Origin of the sequence: uncultured Gemella sp. (assembly GCF_963515875.1) — a bacterium.
Classification (GTDB): domain Bacteria; phylum Bacillota; class Bacilli; order Staphylococcales; family Gemellaceae; genus Gemella.
This window is the reverse complement of the sequence record NZ_CAUPZX010000018.1, coordinates 1-17,403: the sequence shown is the minus strand read 5'-3', so window position 1 is coordinate 17,403 and position 17,403 is coordinate 1. Positions and strand designations below refer to the sequence as shown.

The following is a 17,403-nucleotide window of genomic DNA, read 5'->3' as shown; positions in this document are numbered from 1 at the left end:
TTTTTGAAATAATATCTTGAAATTGAGATAATTTAGGAGGATAAAAAATGATAGAGTTAGGAATTAGTACATTTGGTGAAACAACTAAAATAGAAGGAACTGGTATAATACCAACACATGATGAGCGTATTAGAAATATGATAGAAGAGATGAAGCTTGCAGATGAAGTTGGATTAGATCTTTATGCTATAGGAGAACATCACAGAGAAGATTTTGCTGTTTCAGCACCTGAGATATTGTTAGCAGCAGGAGCTGCTGTCACAAAGAATATAAGATTGAGTTCTGCGGTGACGGTACTATCGTCTGCAGATCCAATAAGGGTTTATCAACAATATGCAACTATCGATGCTATTTCTAATGGAAGAGCAGAGGTTATGGTTGGGCGAGGTTCTTTTACAGAATCATTCCTGTTGTTCGGTTACGATTTGGCAGATTACGAAGAATTGTTTGATGAAAAATTAGCAATGTTGGATAAAATAAAAGCTAATGAAAAGTTAACATGGGAAGGAAAACATACACAAAAGGTAGAAAATAAGGGGGTATATCCGAGAAGTGTTCAAAAAGACTTTCCAATCTGGGTAGCAACAGGTGGGAATACAGAATCTACTATTAAAATAGCACAAAAAGGATTGCCAATAGCATACGCAATAATTGGAGGACAATATAAAGCTTTCAAAGGTTTAATTGATTATTATAGAGCTATAGGACGTAATGCAGGTCATAGTGAAGATAAATTAAAAGTTGCCTCTCATTCTTGGGGATTCATAGCTAAAACTGATGAAGAAGCTATTAAAAAATATTTCCATCCAACAAAACAAGTAGTAGATGCAATTTCGAAAGATAGACCATTTTGGAGACCTCTTACTTTTGAACAATATTTAAATAGCGTAGGGCGAGATGGTTCTATGTTGGTAGGAAGTCCTGAAACTGTAGCGAGTAAACTTATAGATATGATAGAAACATTAGGATTAGATAGATTCATGTTACATCTTCCACTAGGTTCTATGCCACATGAAGATATAATGAAAGCTATAAGGTTATTTGGCGAAGAAGTGGCTCCACGAGTTCGAGAATATTTTAAATCTAAAAAATAAAATTTAAATTTATAAATCAAATAAATATATTTTTTCTAAATAATTGATCTCTATGTTATAATGAGTAGATAATAAACATATGGAGTGAAACGATGATACTAGATAACTATAAATATTTATTATTTGATTTAGATGATACTTTATTAGATTTTGGTAAAGCACAAGTTTTAGCTTTTAAAAAATTATTAGAAGATGAAAATATTGAGTATAGCGATGAGTTGTTTGAACAATATGAAACGATAAATAAATCTCTATGGAGAAGTTTTGAACGTGGAGAAATATCGAATAAAGTAGTTACAAGTGAGAGATTTATAAGATTTTTTACATTATTTAATATGAAAGTTGATGGTAGTGAGGTAGATAATAGGTATAGAAGTTATCTAGCTGAAGGAAATCAGCTTTTTGAGGGCATTGTAGAAATGTTAGAAAAATTAAGTTTAACTCATAAATTATACATAGCATCGAATGGAATTGGAGTTACTCAACATACTAGACTTAAAAATAATAATCTTAATAAGTATTTTGAGAAGATTTTTATTTCCGAGGAAATAGGAAGTAAGAAGCCTGATAGCGAGTTTTTTGATATTATTTTTAAAGAAATCGGTGTTGAGAATAAGTCTGAAGTTTTAATGATAGGTGATACTCTAACTTCAGATATATTAGGTGCTAACAATGCTGGAATTGATAGTTGCTTAGTGGATATTCATCATAATAAAAATTCTGAAATAATACCTACATATAAAATAAATAAAATAGTAGATTTGTTAAATATATAAAAATATGACTCTAAAATCATGATTCAATTAGAATTATTGTTTTAGAGTCATTTTAATTAATGTAAAGTATGATCGTTATATTTAATATTTTCTAATGCGATAAAGCAATGTTCAATGTCATATTCTTCCTTAAGAAGTATCTTGACATTTTCTACAATCTTATAATCATTAGAAGTGTTATATTCTTTTAAAAGAATGTGCATAGCTGCGTTAGTTTCATTTGTATCAGTATGCCAGATATGAAATTCATGAATATCATCTATACCATCAATCTCTTTTATTTTATTGTAGATTTCCTTGGTATCTAGAGTTGTAGCTTCCATTAAAATTACAAATGAAGATTTAGTAATTTTATAACCACCTTTGAAAAGAATTATACTAATGATAATACTCATAATAACATCGACGATTTGATAGTTTGTAAAGTAGATAATTGTTGATGAAATTATGATTCCTATTGAGCTGATTAAGTCACCAAGGAAATGCCAAAGAGCACTTTGAATATTTAAGTTATCCTCTTCTCTTAAACTCTTTGTTAAAATTATAGTTACTACAATATTGAAGATTAATCCGATTGTAGAAATTATAAGCATTGATTTGAAATCAATATCTTTTGGATTGAAGAATCTCATAAATCCTTCAAAAATCAAGTAAATTGAAATACCAACTAACATAAGACCGTTAAGAAAAGCAGCTAATACTTCTAATCTAACAAAACCGAAAGTATATTTTTTATTAGGTTTTTTAGAACTAAATAGTAATGCTATTAGACTAAATCCTAATGCAATAACATCAGAAAACATGTGGAAAGAATCACCTAGTAGTGCTAATGAATTAGAAAGCAGCCCTCCTATGTATTCTAATAATGCAAAGCTTATTGTTAAAATTAATGTTATGTATAATATTTTTTTTGAATATGTTTGAATTTTATAATGTTTTTTATGATGAAAATTTGTTTGTATCATTTTGTCCTCCTATTTTAAGAATATTGTTATTATAAATCAAGAGGAATAACATTGCAAAAATACTGCATTGATAACAATTATTAGTACTTTTATCATTTGGTTCTATTGCTTTTTTTATATTAGTTTGATAAAATTAAGAAGAATTTAAAAGGATAAAGGTGGAGAAAATTATGCGTATTTTATGTATTGGGGATAGTAATACTTGGGGATATGTTCCAGGAGAAGATGGTGTTAGAACAGATAAACGTTGGCCTAAATTATTAGCAGAGTTGCGTACTAATGATACAATTATTGAGGAAGCACTTTGCGGAAGAACTGTTACAGCAAAAGATACAATAGTTCCTGTAAGATGTGGTATTGATACATTACCAGTTTTAATGCTTAGCCACGTACCTGTTGACTTAGTAATAATTATGTTAGGAACAAATGACCTTAAAAAGCAATTTAATCCAAGTGCAAAACACATTTCTAGCGGAATTGAAGAATATATTAAATATATTAGAAATCCTCATTTAATGCCTACTTATAAAATTCCTAAGATTCTAGTTGTTTCACCAGTTCCACTTCGTGATGAAATAGTAGAAAGACAAAGTCTATTTGGTAATTTTGATGAAAATAGTTTAAAACAATCGAAATTCTTAGCTCAAACATTTAAAGAAGTTAGCGATAAATATGAAGTTGACTTTTTAAATGCTGGGCGTGTGGCAGAAACTTCATTAATTGACTGCATTCACTTAGATGACAAAAATCATGAAAAATTAGCGAAGTATATTGCAAGTAAAGTATCAGAAATATTAGATTACGAAGAAGCAAGATAAATAAAAAGGTAGTAAACTTTCTAACTTAGAGAGCTTACTATCTTTCTATTTTTTTATAATGTTTAAAAGATTGATAACTTACAGCATAACATATAATACACAGTGGAATATATTTCCAGTCGTATTCTAAAACGAAAAATAAATTGATAAATATTAATCCTAATATTGTAAAATACACACCAATTATATATGTATTACCTGATTGCTTGGTTAAAGTTCTATCGATTGTTTTAAAAATTTTATAATAGATAATTAGTAAAATGATAAAAATAATACAAATTAACCAATATCTACTGGTAGGAATATTAAGTTTTAAATCACTTAATGCCAAAGAAAAGACAATGAAGTTAGTCATTATAAATAAATGGCTAGTTAAGTGATGAAAATTAATATCTCTAACGTGGACACTCCTAGATATAAAACTTGGAAATAGCTGACTTATCGTAAAAGTAAGAAGTATAAACCAAAAATAATAATCAATGAATATTAAGTCTAATAGTAGAGTTAATGTCCGTACCGTGTGAATGTAACAAAATGGCTCAGTAAGTTTTTTTATCATAAGATTTTTTTTGTCAGTTAGAATGTACTCAGTTATATGTTGAACGCTTAAAGTTACTGCTAATAGAACTAATGTAGCTAATATTCTTTTTATATCTAATGGATTTCTTATAAGTAAATTTAGAATAATAATTATTTGTAATGTTAAAAAGAAATAATTAAGAAAACTACCTTTTCCATATCTGTTTAAATGAACTACTTCTAATAACCAACTATTAAAGAAAATAATAAATAAAAGGATAAAATTAAAGAAGTTATATAGTGATTTCTCTAAAAATAGATATTTCAATGAGAATGTACATATTAATAAAGATAATAAAACTGTATAAAAAGTTAATAGTATATTTTCTCTTTTAAAAGTATAGTTTATCACATTATTTCCTCCGTATTATTATTTTCTAACTTAATTTGATTTTTTAAAAATATTTAAGTTATCCGCAGTAAGATACTAGGAGGGATAACTTCAACCTTCTAAATAAAATGCTAGAAGTTACAATGATATTTTATCAAAAAAATATTTTAATATCAATTAAATGAAGGCAGATAGTGTAACTTGAATGGAAGTGACTGAAAAAATGTGATTTTAGAGAACTCAATTTTGTCCAATAACTTTAATAAGGTTAATTAAATATATAAATAGCTTTTATAAAATGAATTTAAATATTAATAAATCACTGCGTCTATGAGTTTTCATATAAATTTTAAAAAATCTAGGATTTTTTTGTTAGTTTCTTTTATTAGAGTTGAAAAAATAATAAAATTCTTCGTAAGATTTAACAAAATCATTGAAAATATGTTATAATAAAGAGTATCTGATTAAAAATACTAGATTATGCTAGAAAGGAATTTAACATGACAGAAGAAATTAAAGTAGATGTGCAAGATTTAAATGACCAAATGCTTGTTCGTCGTGAAAAAATGGAAGCTATGAGAGAAAGTGGTTTAGATCCATTTGGAACTAAATTCGAAAGAACTCACCTTTCAAATGAAATCGTAGCGGAATATGATAAATATAGTAAAGAAGAATTAGAAGAAAAAAATATCTCTGTAACTATTGCAGGACGTATTATGACAAAACGTGGTAAAGGTAAAGCAGGATTTGCTCACGTTCAAGACCTAGGTGGTCAGGTTCAAATTTATGTTCGTCAAGATAGAGTAGGAGATTCTTATGAGTACTTCAAGACTCTTGACCTTGGGGATATCGTAGGTGTAACAGGAGTATTATTCAAAACTAACGTAGGTGAATTATCTGTTAAAGCTGATAAATTTGAAATTTTAACAAAAGCACTACGTCCACTACCAGATAAATTCCACGGACTTAAAGATGTTGAAGAGCGTTACAGAAGAAGGTATGTAGACTTAATTATGAATGAAGAAAGCAAAGAAACATTTATTTTACGTTCAAAGATTATTCAAATTATGCGTAGTTACTTAAATGAACGTGGATATCTAGAAGTTGAAACTCCAATGATGCACTCTGTAGCTGGTGGAGCTGCAGCTCGTCCATTTGTAACTCACCACAATGCACTTGATATGCAATTATTTATGCGTATCGCTCTTGAATTACCATTAAAACGTTTAATCGTTGGTGGTTTAGAAAAAGTATATGAGATTGGTCGTGCATTCCGTAACGAAGGGGTATCTACAAGACATAATCCTGAATTCACTATGATCGAGTTATATGAAGCATATGCTGATTATAACGATATTATGGACTTAACTGAATCTATGATTGCATATATTTGTAATGAAATTCACGGGACTACTAAAGTTATATACGGTGAAGATGAAATTGATCTAACTCCAAGATGGCGTCGTGTTCATATGGTAGATGCTATTAAAGAAGTTACTGGTGTTGATTTCTGGAAAGAAATGACTGATGAACAAGCTCACGCATTAGCTAAAGAACATAATGTTCCAGTAAGAAAAGATATGAAAGTTGGTCACATTATTAATGAATTCTTTGAAACATTTGTAGAAGAAACATTAGTTCAACCAACATTCGTGTACGGTCACCCTGTTGAAGTATCTCCATTAGCTAAAACTAATGCTGAAGATACAAGATTCACTGATCGTTTTGAGTTGTTTATCGTTAGACGTGAACATGCAAATGCATTTAGTGAGTTAAACGATCCAATCGATCAAAAAGAAAGATTTTTAGCTCAAATGGATGAAAAAGATGCTGGTAACGAAGAAGTTTATGAAATGGACGAAGACTTCGTAGAAGCATTAGAATACGGTATGCCTCCAACAGGTGGTTTAGGAATTGGAATTGATAGATTAGTTATGTTACTAACTAACTCAGCTTCAATTCGTGACGTCCTATTGTTCCCATACATGAAACACAAGTAAACCGACGTTGATATATCAGCGTTTGTAAAGGGTAACTGATGAAAAAAGGGCAAAAAGAGGCAAACTTATAATATAACAAAATTATAAATTAAAACTCCCTAAAAAATAGGAAGCTTTAATAGAAAATTAAAGGGAGCTTAGACTCCCTTTTATCATATAAAAAAGATATAAAGGAGTATCCAATGGCAAGCTTTTTTGAAAGATTAAAAGAAAAATTTTCTGCTAAAGAAGAATTAAATGAGACGCTGATTTCACTAGATGAATATGAAGAATTCGTCGAAAGTCAGTTTGTAACCGAAAAATTTAAGAAAGGACTTAAAAAATCACGAGATAATTTCACTAATGCACTTAATAACTTAATTAGTTCATATAGAGAAATAAATGAAGAATTTTTTGAAGATTTAGAAGAATTACTTATTCAATCGGATGTAAGTTATAATACTGTACTAGAATTAGTTGATTACTTAAAAGTGGAATCACAAAGACAAAATTTAAAAGAACCAAGCGAACTTCAAAGTATGATTATCGAAAAATTAGTAGATGTATACATGGAAGGAACAGTAAAATCAGAGCTTAACTACGCTTCTGAAAAAGAACTTTCAGTATTCTTATTTGTAGGGGTTAATGGTGTTGGTAAGACGACTTCTATTGGTAAACTAGCTCATAATCTTAAAAAAGAAGGGAAAAAAGTTCTTATAGCTGCTGGAGATACATTTAGAGCAGGTGCAATTGATCAACTTGATGTATGGGCTAAACGTAGTGGTGCTGATATTGTGAAATCACATGAAGGTGCTGATTCAGCAGCAATAATCTTTGACGCAATTCAATCTGCCAAAGCAAAAGGTTATGATGTACTACTATGTGACACAGCAGGTCGTCTACAAAATAAAGATCACCTAATGAAAGAACTTGAAAAAATTGTACGTGTAATTAAGAAGGAAGTTCCAGAAGGTCCTCATGAAGTGTTATTAACAATTGATGCAACAACAGGTCAAAATGGTATCTTGCAGGCCAAAACATTTAAAGAGGTTAGTGATGTAACAGGTGTTATCCTTACTAAACTTGATGGAACTGCTAAAGGTGGTATTGTTATAGCCATTAAGAAAGAATTAGGAATCCCAGTTAAACTTGTTGGATTAGGAGAAAATATTGATGATTTAGAAGTGTTTGACCCTGAACAATATATTTATGGGTTATTCTATCAAGAAAATACAGAGAAAGACGACAATCAATCTGAAGAATAAATTTAAAAATTAAATAACAAAAAACTAATGGATTTTTTGAATTTAAATTCGTTAGTTTTTTTACTAGATTCATATAAAATAAATAATGAGTAAGTTGTTAAATCTTACAGAAATATTTTAATATTGAATTTCAAATAATTTTCCAAAATTAATTGAAAAATATGTAAGAAAAGTATATAATAGATATATTAAGAAGGCAATAATATATGGAGGATTAAAATGGGATTTTTATCTAAATTATTCGGAAAACAAGAAGAACAAGTACATGAGTTAGTATTAAACTCATACATGAAAGGTAAAGTAGTAGATATTACTGAAGTACCAGATCCAGTATTTGCTCAAAAAATGATGGGAGATGGATTTGCGATTATTCCTGAAGAAGGAAAATTAATTTCACCAGTTGCTGGAGAAATTATCCAAGTATTCCCAACTAAACACGCTTTTGGTATTAAATCAGGAGATATAGAACTTCTTATTCACGTTGGATTAGAAACAGTTGCTATGAAAGGTGAAGGTTTTGAAGTAGCTGTATCTGCTGGAGATAGAGTTGAAGTAGGTCAAACTTTATTAACTTATGATTTAGAATTAGTAAAAGAAAAAGCTAAGGATATTATTACTCCTTGTGTAATTACTAACATGGATGCAGTAACAAACATTGAAGTATTAAAATTAAATGAATCTGTTGATTTCTCACAAGAAGTAGCAAAATTAAAACTTAAATAGACCTAGGTCTATTTAAGTTTTAATATTAGTGGCGAATTTATGAATGATAAGAAATTTTGGAAGATAATTTATCTGTATATAACGAAATATAATTATAGTATATTATATTATCGTCCAGAAAAAAAAGACGTTTGGCTTATTAATGAAGACAATGAATTAATAAGGTTTATATACGGAGATAGTTTTAAATCAACAGAAATTGACAGTATTGTTTCTAATGTAATTAGGAATGAAGTTAGACTAAAAAAAATGTTTAAGCTGAGTAGCTTAAAAATGAAAATCCTATATGTTTCTCCAGAATTTGATGAAATTTTAGATGATTATAAAAAATATAGAATTTCTAATAGTTTAATAATAGAGAGAATACTATATAATCAAAAAAATAGTAAATTATTTTTAAGGGAAAAAGATGAACAATTTATAGAAGGAACACCTGATACATTACGCTATAAAAATAGAGTAGTAGAGTTATACAAAAGACAAACACTTGATAAAAATTTATTTAATATAAAATATAATGGATTATCGATTTTTTATTTGATTTTATTTTTAGTGAATTACTTAGTGCTTTATCTATCAAATAAAAATTCTTCATTATATAAATATTTTGAATACAGTTATCAAAAAATAATAAGTGGTCAATTTTATCGAATGTTTACTAGTGTATTTATAGTAGATAATTCTATGAAATTATTCATGTTAATTGTGACATTATTTGTTACTTCTATTTTATTTAATAAATCATTAAATGTATTAAAGAGTATTGGTATTTTATTTATCGTTTCTTTTGCTTTTAATTTATTATTGATATTTGGTTATTCAGGTGTACTTGATATTGCTTTAGTTTCAAATATTGCGGTATTAGGTTCGCTATTTATGGAACAACTAAGTAAGAAAAATGATAACTTGAAATTTATGTATTCGGGAGCTATTTCAATAGTTTATTTAGCAACAGCTTCGATATTATTTGGAACTTCAATAGTATTATATGTGTTTTCTTTTATTTTAGGAGTTTTCTTAGAGTTGTTCCTTATGAAGAAAAAGAATATGTATATTGCATTTGTTACTATACTTATTCTTAGTAGTATTGGAGAAGTATTATTGTTTTCTGGAATTAATACGAAGAGTGTGGTAAATAGGTATAGAGCTGGAAGAGTTGATAATAGGTTAGTTAAAACATATAGCGATGAAGATATTTTTAACTTAGAAAAAGAGTTAACTTCAAAAAACAAATCTGTGTTAACTTATTATGAATTAGGTATGGTAAAAATGACTGCAGCTACTAAGCAAGATGCTAAAAAAGTATTTCTTGATGGGGTTAATTTTGATAATACATTTGCACCGATTTACTATAATTTAGCTGTCATTGAGCGACAAGAAGGCAATTATTCTAAAGCAAAAGAGTATGCTCAAAAAGCTTACGATTTAGATGCAAGAGAGATTAATAGAAACCTACTTGACGAAATGAATAAGTTTTAAGGTGAGATAAATGATAAATTTTTATGATTTACAGCAATTTTTAAAATCTTTTGGTATAATAATATATATGAAGGATAGAAAACATACATTAAGTATGGTAGAATATGAAGTAAGAGAATTAAGACGTTTAGAATTAATTTCAAATGAAGATTTTATTAGGGCAATTGCTATAATAAGACATGAAGTTAATTATGAATTATCAAAAGGATAGGTGATAATAATGGAAAATAACCTTATTTTTATTAAGGTACGTAAAAGAATTGAAGAAGACGTTATGAAGATTGAAGAGATGATTAATGCTTGTGTATCAGTGAAAGGTCAAAGAAAATGTCCTTTATATCAAGATGTTATTGATACTCAAATTTATGGACTTTCAAAAGAAATAAACTTGGCAGTAGAAATAGGTTGTATCTCTCAAGAGGCAGGACGTATAATACTAGCTGATCTAGAAGATAAGGCTAGTGAAATGTATAATACTGTTATTCAAGAAAGTAAAGCGAATTAGTATGAAACTTTTTGGAAAAATACATAGATCTATAAAGCATGAACGCCGTCATGTCAGATTAGATTGGATGGTAGCTTTAACGCTACTAGTTTTGTTAGTTTTAAGCTGTATGATGGTGTATAGTGCCAGTATGATAGGAAATAAATATGGAACATTTACATCGGGTATTCCAGTAAGTGAGACTTATTTCTTACAACGACAAGCTATGTGGGCAATTCTTGCTTATTTAGCGTTCTTACTATTTTCGGTTGCTATACCGTTTGAGGTTTTTAAAGAGAAAGAATTATTAAAATATGGTTTTATTGTAATGTTTATTTTACTTTTAATACCACAAGTAATGCCTGCAATTAATGGTGCAAAATCATGGATTAGGATAGGTTCTTTCAGTTTTCAGCCTTCAACTTTAGCACAACTTTTTATTATTATGTATATGGCTTTTATTTTAGAGACAAGAAAAGTGAAGTTGAGACAAATATGCACTAGTTCAGAACTTCTGAAAATATTTGGTATTCCTCTTTCACTTGTAACATTAATCGCGATACAAAATGATACGGGAATGATGCTTATTACTTTATCAGTAATCGGAATAATGACGCTATGTTCAAATATGCATTCTCAAAATGTAAAGAAAATTATATCTCTTGCGTTGATTGCTGGAGTGGCGGTGCTTATGCTGTTTATGATAAAAAGTACATTGTTTAGTAGTGGTACTTCTTATAGAACAAATCGTTTAAAAGTGTTTATTAACCCATTTTCAGAAGATTTGGCGGCCGCTGCTGATCAAGTAATAAATTCGTATGTTGCCTTTGGTAATGGTGGACTATTTGGTAGAGGTTTAGGTAACTCTATTCAAAAATTAGGATATTTACCCGAAGCACATACAGACTTTATTCTAGCTATAATTGCTGAAGAATTAGGATTTGTTGGTGTTGTATTTGTTGTTATGTTATTACTTGTACTAATAGGTAAAGTAATTTTATCAGGTACGAAATCAAGAAATACATTTTCAGCAATGTACTCTCTTGGCTTTGCAAGCTTATTGGTAGTACAAGGAGTAGTAAACATAGGCGGAGTAACAGCTTCTATTCCAATGACTGGGGTACCATTACCATTCATTAGTAATGGTGGTAGTTCTATTTTAATTTTAAGTATAGGTTTAGGAATAGCTACTAATATATTAGCTCATGTAAAATACTTACGAAGTAATAAATAATATTGAATATTCGGATTAATATTTAACATATTAGTCCGAATTTTACTTTTAAAATAAATATTTTAGATTTATGAATTGTAATGAATGGAAAAAATTATAAATTATTATGGTGAGACTTGCTAACTTAAGGCAATCAAGCTATAATAGTAAAGGTAACTTTTAAAGGAGATTTTAAATGAAATTAGAACAATTTGATTTTTATTTACCTGAGGAGCTTATAGCACAAACCCCTCTTTTAAAAAGAGATACAAGTAAGTTGCTTTGTGTAGATAGAAAAAATAATTTACATGAACATAAAGTTTTTTCAGATATTATAGATTATTTTAATCCTGGAGATACTTTAGTACTAAATAATACTCGAGTAATGCCAGCACGATTATATGGTGCTAAAAAGGATACAGGTGCTGCAATAGAAGTGCTTTTATTAAAAAATCTTGGTCATAATGATTGGGAATGTCTTGTTAAACCTGCTAAAAGAATAAAAGAGGGAAGTATTGTTTCCTTCGGTGATGGTGTGATGGAAGCAGTATGTACAAAAATTTTAGATGATGGATTTAGACATTTTGAATTCAAATATGAAGGAATTTTTCAGGAAAGATTAGATGAACTTGGTACTATGCCACTTCCTCCATATATTAAAGAACGTTTAAGTGATAAAGAAAGATATCAAACAGTTTATTCAAAAGAGGTAGGAAGTTCAGCTGCACCAACTGCTGGGTTACATTTTACGAATGAATTATTAGAAAAAATAAAAGAAAAAGGTGTAAATATAGCTTATTTAACTCTTCATGTTGGATTAGGTACTTTTAGACCAGTTGCTGTAGAAAATATAGAAGATCATGATATGCATTCGGAATATTACACTTTGGATGAAAAAACAGCTGAAATAATAAATCAAACAAAAGAAAATGGTGGAAGAATTTTCTCTGTAGGTACAACATCAACAAGAACACTGGAGACAATTGCTCGTGATAATAATGGTAAGATTGTTGCGGCATCTGGATGGACTAATATTTTTATTTATCCAGGATTTGAGTTTAAATGTGTTGATTGTTTAATTACAAACTTTCACTTACCAAAATCATCGTTAATAATGCTAGTAAGTGCATTTTATGATAGAGAAAAAGTTATAGAGTTGTACAACATAGCAGTTGAAAATAAATATCGTTTCTTCAGTTTTGGAGATGCGATGATAATAATATAGTTATTGAAAGGAAAAATGTTATATGAGAGATGTAAAAGAAAATGCAGTTTGGTATGAACATATAAAAACTTGTAAACAATCTGGTGCAAGATTAGGAATAGTTCATACACCACATGGTAGTTTTGAAACTCCTGTATTTATGCCTGTTGGAACTCAAGCTACTGTTAAAGCGATGTCACCTGAAGAAGTGAAGGGAATGGGTGCAGATATTATTTTATCTAATACATACCATCTTTGGTTACGTCCTGGTGAAGAAATTGTTGAGAAAGCAGGCGGACTTCATAAATTCATGAATTGGGATGGGAGTATTCTGACAGATTCTGGAGGTTTCCAAGTATTTTCTCTAAGTGAAATGAGAAAAATAGAAGAAGAAGGAGTTCATTTTAAAAATCATTTATCAGGAGAAAAACTATTTTTATCTCCTGAAAAAGCAATGCATATTCAAAATGCTCTAGGTTCTGATATTATGATGGCTTTTGATGAATGTCCAGATTATAATCACGATTATAAATATATTCGTCAGTCAGTAGAAAGAACAAGTCGTTGGGCAGAAAGATGTTTAGAAGCTCATAAAAATCCTAAAATGCAAAGTATCTTTGGTATAGTACAAGGAGCTGGATTTAATGATCTTCGTGAACAAAGTGCTAAAGACTTGGTAAGTATGGATTTTCCAGGGTATGCTATTGGGGGATTATCAGTAGGAGAACCTAAACATGAAATGTATAGAGTTTTAGAGCATGTAACACCGTTATTGCCAGCTAATAAAGCTAGATATTTAATGGGAGTGGGATCTCCTGATGCTCTATTTGAAGGAGTGTTAAGAGGGGTTGATATGTTTGATTGTGTATTGCCAACTCGTATAGCACGTAATGGTACTTGTATGACTTCTGCTGGTCGTGTAGTAGTAAAAAATGCTAAGTATGCAGAAGATTTTACACCACTTGATCCAGAATGCTCATGTTATTGTTGTAAAAACTATACAAAAGCTTATCTTCGTCATCTATTTAAAGCTGATGAGATTTTTGGAGCTAGACTAGCGACTACTCATAATATCCATTTCTTGATTAATATGATGAAAGATATTCGTCAAGCTATAAAAGAAGATAGGTTATTAGACTTTAAAGAAGAATTCTTTGAAAAATATGGATTGAATCAAGAAAATCCTAAAAATTTCTAATTAATTATAAAAAAATAGTATAAAAGGTTTATTTTTTACTTACTATATAGTAGAATAAACATATATATAAATAAATGGAGGTAAAACATGCAAGGTTCATATGTAAATATTATTATGATTGTATTCCTTTTTGGATTTATGTATTTCATGATAATTAGACCACAATCTAAAAGAAATAAAGAATTAAAGCTTCTTCAAGATTCGTTAAAAGAAGGAGATAGAATTGTAACTTTCGCAGGGATTTACGGAGATATCGTAGAAGTAGGGACAGTAACAGTAAAAGTAAGAATTGCACCGAAAGTAGAAATCGAAATAGATCGTAATGCTATTCGTAGCTTAGTTGCAAAATAATCAATTAAAAAGTCTGAGACTAAAGTCCTAAATTTTAAAAAAGTGTATATGAAAACTCATAGACACAGCAGTTTACTGATATTATATAAACTTTGTGGGGGTGACTTGACAGAATTTATTTTGTCGAGTCACTCTCTTATTTTTTTGTAATAAAAAAGTATTAAACTAAGTCTATAGTATAAAAAATACTTTGATAAATTATTATATAATTCAAAAAATATAACCTTGTAGATATGCAAAAATTCGATTAAGAGTAACAAAATGAGTAAAAATTTTAAAAATATACATAGAAAAATAAGAAAAATATATTTGTTGCAAAGTATAAAACATAAATATATATTAAAAAATAAAATTGTCATTATTTGAATTTTCGTGTATACTAATAAGAGTATAGAATAATTAGTTAACAAAAAAAAATGTTAATGAATTTTTATATGATATTTTTTAAGGTTTATAAGTATGGAGGAAATATGCTTAAGCACAAATTAGATAATAAAATAGTTAAATATGGAATTAAAAAATTAAGTTTTGGTATCGCTTCGGTTGCTATTGGAGCATTTATATTTTTAGGAAGTGATGCAAGCGCCCATGAAATTGGAAATACAAATGTAACAAGTACAAATATAGAAAATAAAGTAACAACTTCTAATACACAGAATAATAATGATATAAATAATAGAGAGAATAGTGTACTTTCTTCAGCTGAAAATAGAAACAATACAACAGCTATAAATTCATCTACTAGATCAACAAGAAGTGGAACTACTTCTGCAGTAGAAAATAATATCGTTAATCAAGCTAATTCTAGTGGCAATCAAACTTCAAACAATAATTTAAATGTTTTGGATAGACGAACTGATGATAGTCAAAATATTGCAACATTACTAACAAACATAATAAATAAAAATACAGAAAGTAATACTGCATCTAGTGCTTCATCTCAAGATGTAGAAGCTCCTGTAGAAAAAGGTACAAAAATTATTTCTCGTTTAACCGCTAAATATGCACAAGATATAGCTAAGGGTTATATCGGATTAGAAGGTGGGAAATACGATAGTTTAATTTATAAAAAAGCTGTACTTAATCCTGATGCAGATGATGATGGAGATGGTATTGCGAATAAGGATGAATTGTATATCTATAAAAAAGATGGAAGAACATATTTAGGATATGATATTCACCCAAGACTTACTGATACAGACGGTGATGGTCTTAATGATAAAGAAGATAGAGATAAATTAATTTGGAATATTTCAGCAAGAGATATGGCTATGTTTATGAATCTAGCATATGAATCAGATGAGAATGTAAAAAATATTTTATCTAATAAATTGCCAATTGTTTTAGAAAAAGATAAAATTAAAAGACTTACTCATAGTGAATTATCTCCGTATTGGACTGTGAAGCAAACATTTCATCAAAATAATGGATTAGATGCGGTATTGTTTGAAACAAAAAATAATTTCCCATTCTTAAAAGGTGAGAAAATTCAGGTACTTGCATTTGCTGGAACTAATATGGGACAAGGTGGAGACTTGAAAGCCGACATAGCATTAGCTTTCGGGAATGAGTCAAATCAAAGTGAGGCTGCTAAAGAATTAATAAATAGCTTTAGAAATAATAAAGAGTTTACAAATCTCTATATTACAGGTCATTCTTTGGGTGGATATTTAGCTTTAAGAGCTAGTGTTTTAGCTGAGAAAAATAAATATAATTACTATAGAGAAACATATACTTTCAATGCGCCTAGAATAAAAACAGGTGGTTGGTTCTGGGGAGTTCCAGAGGAAGAAGAAAATATTTCTAATGATATGATGCAAATTGGAAAAATTAAAAATTATTTTACTGATAATGACAATATCATACCTGGCAACTTAAGACCAAAATATGTTAAAAATGTAGGAAGTAGCCAAGGAAAGCATTCTTCAACATCTTATTTTGAAAGTAGAATGAATAGTAATACAGATTTTAATTTTGGTACAAGACAAAATATTGACGGAAAAGTTGTAAAAGTAAATAATATCAATAATTTGAAGATTGTAAATCCTGAAAAGGGAACATTAAGCAAGACGTTCTTACCGAAGCTAGTAGATAAAAATCCAGTTTCTGTAATTATTGGAGACATATTAAAAGATAATGATATTATAAACAAAGTAAATAAGAGTATATTACCTGTAAATACTAAATTAACTGTTATTAAAAAAGACGGATTAACTTCTTTAGGTACGAAACATGCAAAAGTAAAAATACTTTATCTTGATGATAATACTAGTAATGAAATTGACGTACCGATCCTAGTCAATGAGGCTAATAAACAAGAATTAAATTCTGTAGTGAATGCTGCACATAAACTAATAGATACTATTGTTGATTTATCAGATAAAACAGCGAATTCTGTAAATAATTATTCTCTTGCTAAAACAAATTTATCAACTAAATTAAGTGAAGCTTCATTAGCTCTTGCTAATACTTTATCTACACAACTAGTTATAAATAATATGAGTAGAGAATTAGCAAGACTGGGAATGGATGTTATTAATAAACGTACAGCACTAGAATTAACTGAAGCAGGTAAATATTCACCAAGATTAATTGATGATAATAAAATTCTATTACGTCAAGGAAGTAATATAAATCTTGACAGTGTTGTTAAGAAAATTGCAAAAGACGGAATCCCGAAAAATATTACTTATGAAATTGTAAATAGTTCGAATCTTAATGAAATAGGGGATGTCAATGCTACTATTAAAGCAAAGTATAGTGATAATTCTTTTGATTTAATAAATATTCCTATTCGCATTTATACAGATTCTAAAGGTGAATCATTAAGAGAAGAAATCTTACCAGAATTAGTAGTAAGTGAAAAAGGTGAGTCATTAAGAGAAGAAGTCTTACCAGAATTAGTAGTAAGTGAAAAAGGTGAGTCATTAAGAGAAGAAGTCTT

15 protein-coding genes are annotated in these 17,403 nt (G+C 28.8%); 14 read left to right on the top strand and 1 reads right to left on the bottom strand.

Annotation, left to right across the window (positions count from 1 at the left end):
- Nucleotides 1–47: 47 nt before the first annotated feature.
- Nucleotides 48–1,094, top strand: coding sequence for an LLM class flavin-dependent oxidoreductase (locus RWL85_RS04575; RefSeq protein ID WP_314085451.1), 1,047 nt, complete (start codon nt 48–50; stop codon nt 1,092–1,094).
- 92 nt (nt 1,095–1,186) lie between these two features.
- A complete protein-coding gene (locus tag RWL85_RS04570) occupies nt 1,187–1,870 on the top strand; it encodes a YjjG family noncanonical pyrimidine nucleotidase (RefSeq protein ID WP_314085449.1) in 684 nt (227 codons plus the stop codon).
- A gap of 56 nt (nt 1,871–1,926) precedes the next feature.
- On the opposite strand, the gene RWL85_RS04565 is transcribed toward RWL85_RS04570, so the two are convergent.
- Entirely contained in the window at nt 1,927–2,835 is a 909-nt protein-coding gene (locus RWL85_RS04565) for a cation diffusion facilitator family transporter (RefSeq protein WP_314085447.1), read from the bottom strand.
- 170 nt (nt 2,836–3,005) lie between these two features.
- On the opposite strand from RWL85_RS04565, the gene RWL85_RS04560 reads away from it, so the two are divergent.
- The 12 genes from RWL85_RS04560 to RWL85_RS04505 form a co-directional block, all read left to right on the top strand.
- Nucleotides 3,006–3,653 (top strand): GDSL-type esterase/lipase family protein, encoded by a 648-nt coding sequence (locus tag RWL85_RS04560; protein ID WP_314085445.1) that lies wholly within the window; start codon nt 3,006–3,008, stop codon nt 3,651–3,653.
- 1,410 nt (nt 3,654–5,063) lie between these two features.
- Nucleotides 5,064–6,563, top strand: a complete 1,500-nt coding sequence (lysS, locus tag RWL85_RS04555; protein WP_314085443.1) for a lysine--tRNA ligase — start codon at nt 5,064–5,066, stop codon at nt 6,561–6,563.
- A 182-nt stretch (nt 6,564–6,745) separates the two neighbouring features.
- A complete protein-coding gene (ftsY, locus tag RWL85_RS04550; RefSeq protein WP_314085441.1) occupies nt 6,746–7,807 on the top strand; it encodes a signal recognition particle-docking protein FtsY in 1,062 nt (353 codons plus the stop codon).
- Between the two features lie 219 nt (nt 7,808–8,026).
- On the top strand, nt 8,027–8,530 hold the full coding sequence (locus RWL85_RS04545; protein WP_314085439.1) for a PTS glucose transporter subunit IIA: 504 nt from the start codon (nt 8,027–8,029) through the stop codon (nt 8,528–8,530).
- Between the two features lie 39 nt (nt 8,531–8,569).
- On the top strand, nt 8,570–10,009 hold the full coding sequence (locus tag RWL85_RS04540; RefSeq protein WP_314085438.1) for a tetratricopeptide repeat protein: 1,440 nt from the start codon (nt 8,570–8,572) through the stop codon (nt 10,007–10,009).
- 10 nt (nt 10,010–10,019) lie between these two features.
- Nucleotides 10,020–10,220 (top strand): YqgQ family protein, encoded by a 201-nt coding sequence (locus RWL85_RS04535; RefSeq protein ID WP_314085436.1) that lies wholly within the window; start codon nt 10,020–10,022, stop codon nt 10,218–10,220.
- A 9-nt stretch (nt 10,221–10,229) separates the two neighbouring features.
- Entirely contained in the window at nt 10,230–10,514 is a 285-nt protein-coding gene (locus RWL85_RS04530) for a DUF1507 family protein (protein WP_314085435.1), read from the top strand.
- A gap of 1 nt (nt 10,515) precedes the next feature.
- The gene (locus tag RWL85_RS04525) at nt 10,516–11,727 is read left to right on the top strand and encodes an FtsW/RodA/SpoVE family cell cycle protein (RefSeq protein ID WP_314085433.1); all 1,212 of its coding nucleotides are present in this window, start codon (nt 10,516–10,518) and stop codon (nt 11,725–11,727) included.
- Between the two features lie 175 nt (nt 11,728–11,902).
- Nucleotides 11,903–12,931 (top strand): tRNA preQ1(34) S-adenosylmethionine ribosyltransferase-isomerase QueA, encoded by a 1,029-nt coding sequence (queA, locus tag RWL85_RS04520; protein WP_314085431.1) that lies wholly within the window; start codon nt 11,903–11,905, stop codon nt 12,929–12,931.
- Between the two features lie 22 nt (nt 12,932–12,953).
- Nucleotides 12,954–14,108 carry a tRNA guanosine(34) transglycosylase Tgt gene (gene tgt, locus RWL85_RS04515; protein WP_314085429.1) on the top strand — a complete coding sequence of 385 codons (1,155 nt, stop codon included), beginning with the start codon at nt 12,954–12,956 and terminating at the stop codon, nt 14,106–14,108.
- 87 nt (nt 14,109–14,195) lie between these two features.
- Nucleotides 14,196–14,459, top strand: coding sequence for a preprotein translocase subunit YajC (gene yajC / locus RWL85_RS04510; RefSeq protein ID WP_314085428.1), 264 nt, complete (start codon nt 14,196–14,198; stop codon nt 14,457–14,459).
- A gap of 470 nt (nt 14,460–14,929) precedes the next feature.
- Nucleotides 14,930–17,403: Rib/alpha-like domain-containing protein (locus RWL85_RS04505; protein WP_314085426.1), on the top strand; the 2,474-nt coding region annotated here is incomplete at its 3' end.

What these genes read in the sequence shown, in the direction of transcription:
- RWL85_RS04540 (WP_314085438.1), top strand. Translation starts at nt 8,570, where the DNA reads ATGAATGATAAGAAATTTTGGAAGATAATTTATCTGTATATAACGAAA.
- RWL85_RS04570 (WP_314085449.1), top strand. Translation starts at nt 1,187, where the DNA reads ATGATACTAGATAACTATAAATATTTATTATTTGATTTAGATGATACT.
- RWL85_RS04545 (WP_314085439.1), top strand. Translation starts at nt 8,027, where the DNA reads ATGGGATTTTTATCTAAATTATTCGGAAAACAAGAAGAACAAGTACAT.
- tgt (WP_314085429.1), top strand. Translation starts at nt 12,954, where the DNA reads ATGAGAGATGTAAAAGAAAATGCAGTTTGGTATGAACATATAAAAACT.
- RWL85_RS04525 (WP_314085433.1), top strand. Translation starts at nt 10,516, where the DNA reads ATGAAACTTTTTGGAAAAATACATAGATCTATAAAGCATGAACGCCGT.
- queA (WP_314085431.1), top strand. Translation starts at nt 11,903, where the DNA reads ATGAAATTAGAACAATTTGATTTTTATTTACCTGAGGAGCTTATAGCA.
- RWL85_RS04575 (WP_314085451.1), top strand. Translation starts at nt 48, where the DNA reads ATGATAGAGTTAGGAATTAGTACATTTGGTGAAACAACTAAAATAGAA.
- yajC (WP_314085428.1), top strand. Translation starts at nt 14,196, where the DNA reads ATGCAAGGTTCATATGTAAATATTATTATGATTGTATTCCTTTTTGGA.
- RWL85_RS04560 (WP_314085445.1), top strand. Translation starts at nt 3,006, where the DNA reads ATGCGTATTTTATGTATTGGGGATAGTAATACTTGGGGATATGTTCCA.
- RWL85_RS04535 (WP_314085436.1), top strand. Translation starts at nt 10,020, where the DNA reads ATGATAAATTTTTATGATTTACAGCAATTTTTAAAATCTTTTGGTATA.
- ftsY (WP_314085441.1), top strand. Translation starts at nt 6,746, where the DNA reads ATGGCAAGCTTTTTTGAAAGATTAAAAGAAAAATTTTCTGCTAAAGAA.
- lysS (WP_314085443.1), top strand. Translation starts at nt 5,064, where the DNA reads ATGACAGAAGAAATTAAAGTAGATGTGCAAGATTTAAATGACCAAATG.
- RWL85_RS04530 (WP_314085435.1), top strand. Translation starts at nt 10,230, where the DNA reads ATGGAAAATAACCTTATTTTTATTAAGGTACGTAAAAGAATTGAAGAA.
- RWL85_RS04565 (WP_314085447.1), bottom strand. Translation starts at nt 2,835, where the DNA reads ATGATACAAACAAATTTTCATCATAAAAAACATTATAAAATTCAAACA.